4 protein-coding genes and 1 pseudogene are annotated in these 6,563 nt (G+C 57.6%); 1 reads left to right on the forward strand and 4 read right to left on the reverse strand.

Translation table 11 applies throughout. The features are described from left to right. Positions 1–133 precede the first annotated feature (133 nt). Positions 134–1,080 (forward strand): IS630 family transposase gene (locus tag NKH17_RS33125; RefSeq protein ID WP_352973518.1). Its coding sequence is split into 2 segments (ribosomal slippage): positions 134–472 and positions 475–1,080, totalling 945 coding nucleotides; the frame shifts between segments, so codons are not numbered across the junction. 179 nt (positions 1,081–1,259) lie between these two features. On the opposite strand, the gene NKH17_RS33130 is transcribed toward NKH17_RS33125, so the two are convergent. The 4 genes and pseudogenes from NKH17_RS33130 to NKH17_RS33145 form a co-directional block, all read right to left on the reverse strand. After that, on the reverse strand, positions 1,260–2,375 hold the full coding sequence (locus NKH17_RS33130; protein WP_352973519.1) for a mandelate racemase/muconate lactonizing enzyme family protein: 1,116 nt from the start codon (positions 2,373–2,375) through the stop codon (positions 1,260–1,262). A gap of 11 nt (positions 2,376–2,386) precedes the next feature. Then, entirely contained in the window at positions 2,387–3,514 is a 1,128-nt protein-coding gene (locus NKH17_RS33135; protein WP_502910659.1) for an alcohol dehydrogenase family protein, read from the reverse strand. 134 nt (positions 3,515–3,648) lie between these two features. Continuing rightward, positions 3,649–4,659, reverse strand: coding sequence for a glycine betaine/L-proline ABC transporter substrate-binding protein ProX (gene proX / locus NKH17_RS33140; RefSeq protein WP_352973521.1), 1,011 nt, complete (start codon positions 4,657–4,659; stop codon positions 3,649–3,651). A gap of 459 nt (positions 4,660–5,118) precedes the next feature. After that, positions 5,119–6,465 (reverse strand): annotated as a pseudogene (locus NKH17_RS33145) (IS701 family transposase). Positions 6,466–6,563: the final 98 nt, after the last annotated feature.

The following is a 6,563-nucleotide window of genomic DNA, read 5'->3' on the forward strand; positions in this document are numbered from 1 at the left end:
GCCCGCCATCCCGCGGTTCAGTTCAATCAGGCTTCAATGTAGTCGCGACCCGTGCGAGCCCGTACCATCGCGCCCGCGACCACACAGAACCCTCCAGATTCAACCTTCATGCTGGGCAAGGAGGTCAGCATGGATGGGCAAGCCTTACTCGATGGATCTTCGCGAACGGGTTGTTGCGTCAGTTGAGCAGGGTGGCCTGTCGCGGCGGCAGGCGGCAGTGCGCTTTGAGGTTGGGATCAGCACCGTCATCAGATGGGTGAGCCGGTTGCGCGAAACGAACAGTCTTGCGCCCGGCAAGATGGGTGGGCACAGACCGAAGAAGATTGCCGGAGAGCATCGGGAGTGGCTGCTGCTGCGCTGCCGGGCTGCGGACTTCACGCTACGCGGTCTTGTGGCCGAACTTGGCGATCGCGGCCTGAAGGTCGATTACCGTTCGGTGTGGGAGTTCGTCCACGTCGAGAAGCTCAGCCACAAAAAAAGACGCTGATCGCGGCCGAGCAGGATCGCCCGGATGTAGCACGCCGGCGGGCACAGTGGGCAAAGTATCAGGATCGCATCGATGCTTCTCGTCTGGTGTTCATCGACGAGACCTGGACCAAAACCAACATGGCCCCGCTCAGGGGATGGGCGCCACGCGGCGAGAGGATCAAAGCCAAGGTGCCGCATGGCCATTGGAAAACCATGACCTTCCTGGCAGCGCTGCGCCACGACCGTGTCGAAGCGCCATGGCTGATCGACGGACCGATCAACGGCGAGCGCTTCCAGCTCTATGTCGATGAGGTTCTTGTCCCAATCCTCAAGCCCGGCGACATCGTCATCATGGACAATCTCGGCTCGCATAAGGGCAAGGCCGTGCGCCGCGCCATCCGCTCGGCCGGCGCCAGGCTGTTCTTGCTGCCCAAATACTCGCCCGACCTGAACCCCATCGAGAAGCTCTTCGCCAAGCTCAAGCATTGGCTGCGCAAGGCTGCAAGCCGAACGGTTGAGACCGTCTGTGACGCCATCGGCCAAATCCTCGGCACCGTCACTTCAACCGAATGCAGAAATTACTTCACTGAGGCCGGATATGCCCCAACCTAAATTCATCCCGCTCTAGGCCAAGCGAAGCGTCATTTGCCGATGTATAGTAGCAGCTATGCCCAATCCGCGGCCGTCTCGAGGCCACCGCCACGACATGCTGCAGAGCTTAGGGCCGTAGCCTGAGAGCACCGCTTACAATCGCAATTATCTGTAGGAGGGTCAGGCCCTCAGGTCACAAATCAATAATAACTAGCCACCGGCTCGCCAATAACATCCATACGAGGAATAATCCCTAGCCCCGGCAGATCGGGAGCAGTAATAAGACCATCGCGCACATCAAAGGGTCCATCAGCGGTCTTCACACCAACAAAATCCCGGGTGGCTAGTACGCACCGCAGGTTCTTTTGTGGTATTGTTTGGCCAAGGTGCACAATAGCCGCGATTGCTATGTCGGAAGCGGTCGTTTCTTGCACACTAATCGTATATCCGGCGGCGACGCAAATATCCCTATGACGTCGCCCTTTGGTAAGGCCGCCATTCTTCGAGATTTTGAGACCTATACCCTCTGCAGCGTCGTCCGCAATAAGCTGAATGATGTTGGGGTCGTCTATCGCCAGCTCATCAAAAAAGATTGGCACGGTTGAACGTCTTCGTACCGAAACGCATTCCCGCCATGTCGCACATGGGGCTTCCAACACGAAATCAAGGCCGGTTGGCAACAGTCGAAGCATGCGAAGTGCGGACTCCACAGTCATGCCACCGTTAGCGTCGACAATGAAAAATTCCCCCGGCCGCTTATCAGCCAACGAAGCCTCAATGCGAGCAGCGTCCAGTGCTGGATCGTCGCCGATTTTAACGGAATGTCCGCGATATCCTTTTGCTCGGTATTCGGCGACGCGGTGGCGCATTTCCTCGGGACTAGCTGCTCCCACTGACGAAATCACGGGCAATGCGAAGCTTGTGCGCCCTCCAAGCAGGTCACAAACGGGCAATCCGACAGATTTTCCAAAGATGTCCCAGCAAGCGACGTCTAACGGCGTCTTGGCGTGAGAATGCCCTACAAGTGAGGCGTCCATAATCTCATTGACACGATCGACCCTTCGTGGATCCAAACCAATGAGGCTGGGAGCGATCTCCTCAATGCCAGCACGCACACCTAAAGCGTGCGCAGCAATATAGGTCGGGCCAAATGGCGTGCTTTCACCCCACCCTTCAATGCCATCGTTGGTGGTGATCCTCACGAGCGTAGTGTCGAAGCTGCTATATTCCCTCCCGCCGGACAACGTGTAGACGCCACCTACGTAGGGCATATCCACCTTGAAAACATCGATGCGGTTGATCTTGAGCTCTATCATTCGATTACCCTTCACTCAGGAACTCTAAGAACTAGCTTGCCGCTAAAATTTTTCGCAAGGAAATCCTTTTGTGCAACAACTATATCTTTCAACGAATAAGACTTTGATACTAGTGGACGTATCTCGCCGCGCTCGATGTAAGACACGATGTTTTTTATCGCGACCTCATCTTGGAAAGTGCAACCAAACAATGTCAGATCCTTGAGGTAAACCGTCCGCACGTCAAGTTCGACGATAGGGCCAGCGATTGCACCCGCCACGGCATATCTGCCTCCCGGTTTCAGTACCTCGAGAAGTTCTCTAAAGTCCGGACCAGCAGTCACATCGAGAACTACGTCAATGCAATTCCGCCCGAGAGCGTCCACAATACTCTCACCGCGGGGATGCACCCGATTTGCCCCCAATTGCAGCATCACCTCAGACTTCGCTGAGGTCGCAACCGCAGTGATTGAAGCACCACGACGCTTCGCAAGCTGGATTGCAGCCGAACCGACGCCACCAGACGCTCCGGTTATGAGTACGTGGTCACCCGCCTGGACGTGGGCCCTTTGCAACATATTCTCGACCGTGGAGTATGCGCATGGCATTGATGCTAGTTCAACGTCCGACCAATCGCACTCAACTCGATAAGTCTCACGCGACGGCGCTTTGGTGTACTCCGCGAATGCGCCATCTACCTCGGAGCCAAATGTCCAGATCTCCCAAGGGCGATAGCCAACGTAGGACTGAAATACGTTTCGGACAATAACCCGCTCGCCAACCCTTCGCGAGTCCACTCCTTCGCCTACACCCACGATGTAACCGCAACAATCTCCGCCTTGAATCCGGGGGAACGACATGGGCGTGCCAGACCAGCTTGCGTCCGTGTCTTCGACGTAGGCAAAACCAGTAGTTCCACCTGTTGCTGTTTCGCTTTTTACCGATTTTGAATACCAGCCGATACGGGTGTTAATATCGGTGTTATTCACTCCCGCGGCGGCAACGCGAATCAAAACCTCCCCGACACCCGGCGTTGGCACGGGAAGGTCGTTCCGATACACAAGTTTGTCGAACCCGCCGTGTCCGGTGAGCAAGACTCCGGCCATTACCCTGGGCACTCTAGAAGCACTGGATACAGGGTCAGTTCGAGGTCGAGTCATCCTGATGTCCTGAAAGGCAAAACGCTCGGCAGCGGTGAGGCTTCCCGAGGGGCTGTCCAGCCGGGGAGCGCAAGTAGATCTCCTCCACTTACCCACCCCCGGCCCTGAGAAAGTCAGTGGCGACCGGCTGGCCGCTATTTAGCCGCGGCCTTTGCTTCGGTGATCCAGGCATCCCATTGCGCCCGGTGTTTCTGTCTCCAATCTTCGGCATTCTTGCGAATGTCTTCTGGGCTTCCGTGCCCTTCGTGTACCCGAAGACTGTTGGCGCTAATGTCTTCCAGAGGAATTTTAAGCAGTTCCAACCACTTCCGCGCTGCCGGATTTGAGTCCAGGAAAGCTGTATTGGCAATTACACGCTCAGAAAAGAAGGTAAATCCTAAGTTGCCAATTCCAGGAACAACAGTCTTAGCGCCTTCAAGTTCTTTCGGAAGAGCGGTATGGTCGACCGTCAACCAAACGACATTCTTGCCCGGGGTGAGAACCGTGCTCAACCACATCGGACTCCATGAATAGTATAACGTTGGCGTACCGGCTTTGATACGCTCGATAGCGTCGGCGATGATCGCTTCGTAGCTACCCTGAAGGTGTTGTACGTTATCGCGAAGGGCATAAGCATCTAGCTGATGCTCAATAACTCTCTCACATCCCCAACCCGTTTGGCATCCATAAAGTTCGGCTTTGCCATCTCCGTCGTTGTCAAACAGTTTTGCGATCTTAGGGTCTTTAAACTGGTTGATTGTCTTAATGTTGTATGCGTCGGCCGTCTTCTTGTCGATTAAGTAGCCTTGAAGGAAGTTTTCGGCCAATGTTCCGACCGGCTGAAGCTTTGCGCTCCCTCCAGCTTTCTCCCAAAAAGATGAGTGCAGGGGATCGTCATATGTAGCGTAAAAGGTTGCGTCCCCATTTCCAACTGAGAGTATGGCCGACTGAAGCTGCATGGAGGCAGACGGTTTTACGTCATAACCAAGATCCTCAAGTCCCATGCTAACGATATCTCTTTCAAACCATTCGTCAGCGTAATTCTGATCGGAGGGTTGCACAGAGATACCGGTACCTGGAAGTTTATCCGACGAGTTCGCGGTACCAATGAGGGCGCATGCTACCAGCAGCCCTCCAAAGGATCGTGCTATTGCTTTCACACTCATAATTCTTCTCCCATTCGCTAGATTTATAGTTATTGGCCTACTAATTGTCGGTTGACAGCAGCAACAGGCACCGGCACGCTTACGGCGGCTCCCCAGATGGCCTTCAGCGCCTCCGCTAAGGTCCGACAGCGATCGCTCTCATTGGCCTAAAACGCTAGCGGCCGGGGAAGCTCCAAATCAACCGTACAAATAGTCATGCACAGCACGAGCAAATGTTATCAGGGGGTGTTTGGTGTGGCTGATGCCGATAATCGGTGTGTCTGAAGTCTCCGACTCTGCAAGCGTATCGGGGGCTGACGCCGGAACGTATAGAAGCGGCAAGCCCGCGTTAGTGTTTGTCGGTCGAGCTGGGCTCTGGATATCGCGCGAGCGTACTCATGCTTCTTTTCGCCCAGACCCGGGCGGCTATCCAGGCTCGCAAGAAACTGGAAGCGGTACTAGCACTACTTTGGCAGATTTTTACCGGAGAGGGTTCTGCGGCAGTGGGGACAACGGATTGGGGGCGGCTGCGCGAGCGCGGTGAGGATGGCTTGCCTGACGGCGGGTAGGCTCGGTTGGGGCGGCGGGCCGAGGATTCTTTTTTCCCCCTCCCGCTTGTTTGAGGCGGCGAGATTGCAGGAAGGCGTAGGCGATCATCGTCATCAGCGCGTGCCGGTGCAGGCCCGTCCATGAGCGCCCCTCGAAGTGGTCGAGCCAAGTTCCTCCTTGAGCTGCTGATGCGCCTGTTCGCAGACCCAGCGCGCCTTGATGGCGCCTGCGATCTGCTTGAGCGGGGTGTCGGCGGGCAAGTTGGAGAGGTAGTATTTGCGCTCGCCGGTCGAGCGGTGCTCGCCGATCACCCAGACCTCCTCGCCGGGCAGATGCTGAGCGCCCATGTCGCGGATGCGCTGGGGTGGGCCATCTGCAACCCGGACACGGACAGCGGCGAAGCGCGCCGAGAGGCGGCCTTTGGTGCCACGCCGCCAACTGACCGTCCGCCATTGGGCTTTTTCCAGCATCGCCTGCGCGGTCATCGACTTCACATCGGGGATATGCCGGCGGCGCGGGCGGCCGCGTCCGGCAACCGGGAAGATCGCCACGTCGGCGGCATAGACCTTCTGCTTGAACGGGATACCGACGGCCCAGGTAAGGCCGCGCTCGGTGAGCGCCTGCCGGAAGGGGGCGCTCAAACCATATCCGGCATCGGCGAGCACGCAGCCAAAGCGTAAGCCGGCTGCGCGAGCCCGGTCGATCTCGGCCAGCGCGATTTCGGGCTTGGTCCTGTAGGCACGATGGTCCTCGGGCACACCGGCACGGTCGAGCCGGGCGGGATCGGAAGTCCAGCTCTCGGGCAGAAACAGCCGCAGCCCCACCATGACCGGCACTTCGCCAGAGGCCAGCGTCAGCGACACCAGCGTCTGGCAGTTGGCGTTCTTGCCAAGCGCCGAGGCATATTGCGGCGCGACGCCGACCGAGTGGCGCCCCTTCTTGGGGAGCGCGGTGTCGTCCACGATCAGCCACGCATCGTTCCCGCCAACTTGTCTGTCGGCCTCCGCGAGCAGCACCTTCTCCAGCGGCGCAGCATCCCACACGCCGCTCGCGATGAAGTGGTGCAGCTGGTCACAGTTGACGCCTGCATGGCGCGCCGCCATCGGTTGGACGCTCTTGCGATCCCCAGGGCCAATCAGGCCAGCAATATAGGCCGGACACATCCGCGCACGCGTCTTGTGCCTCAACGCCGAGACGAACGGCTCAAGCCACCGCTCCAGATCGAGTTGCCAATCCCTGTTCATGGCCGGCCCCTCCAACAGCCGACCTCTCATGAATCTGGAGGGTTCTGTGTGGTCGCGGGCGCGATGGTACGGGCTCGCACGGGTCGCGACTACATTGAAGCCTGATTGAACTGAACCGCGGGATGGCGGGCG

The sequence above is a fragment of the Mesorhizobium sp. M1334 genome (genome assembly GCF_040317995.1).
Taxonomy (GTDB): Bacteria; Pseudomonadota; Alphaproteobacteria; order Rhizobiales; family Rhizobiaceae; genus Mesorhizobium.

Bases quoted from the DNA above. Each gene is read 5' to 3' on its own strand.
- NKH17_RS33130 (WP_352973519.1), bottom strand. From the start codon at position 2,375: ATGATAGAGCTCAAGATCAACCGCATCGATGTTTTCAAGGTGGATATG.
- NKH17_RS33135 (WP_502910659.1), bottom strand. From the start codon at position 3,514: ATGACTCGACCTCGAACTGACCCTGTATCCAGTGCTTCTAGAGTGCCC.
- proX (WP_352973521.1), bottom strand. From the start codon at position 4,659: ATGAGTGTGAAAGCAATAGCACGATCCTTTGGAGGGCTGCTGGTAGCA.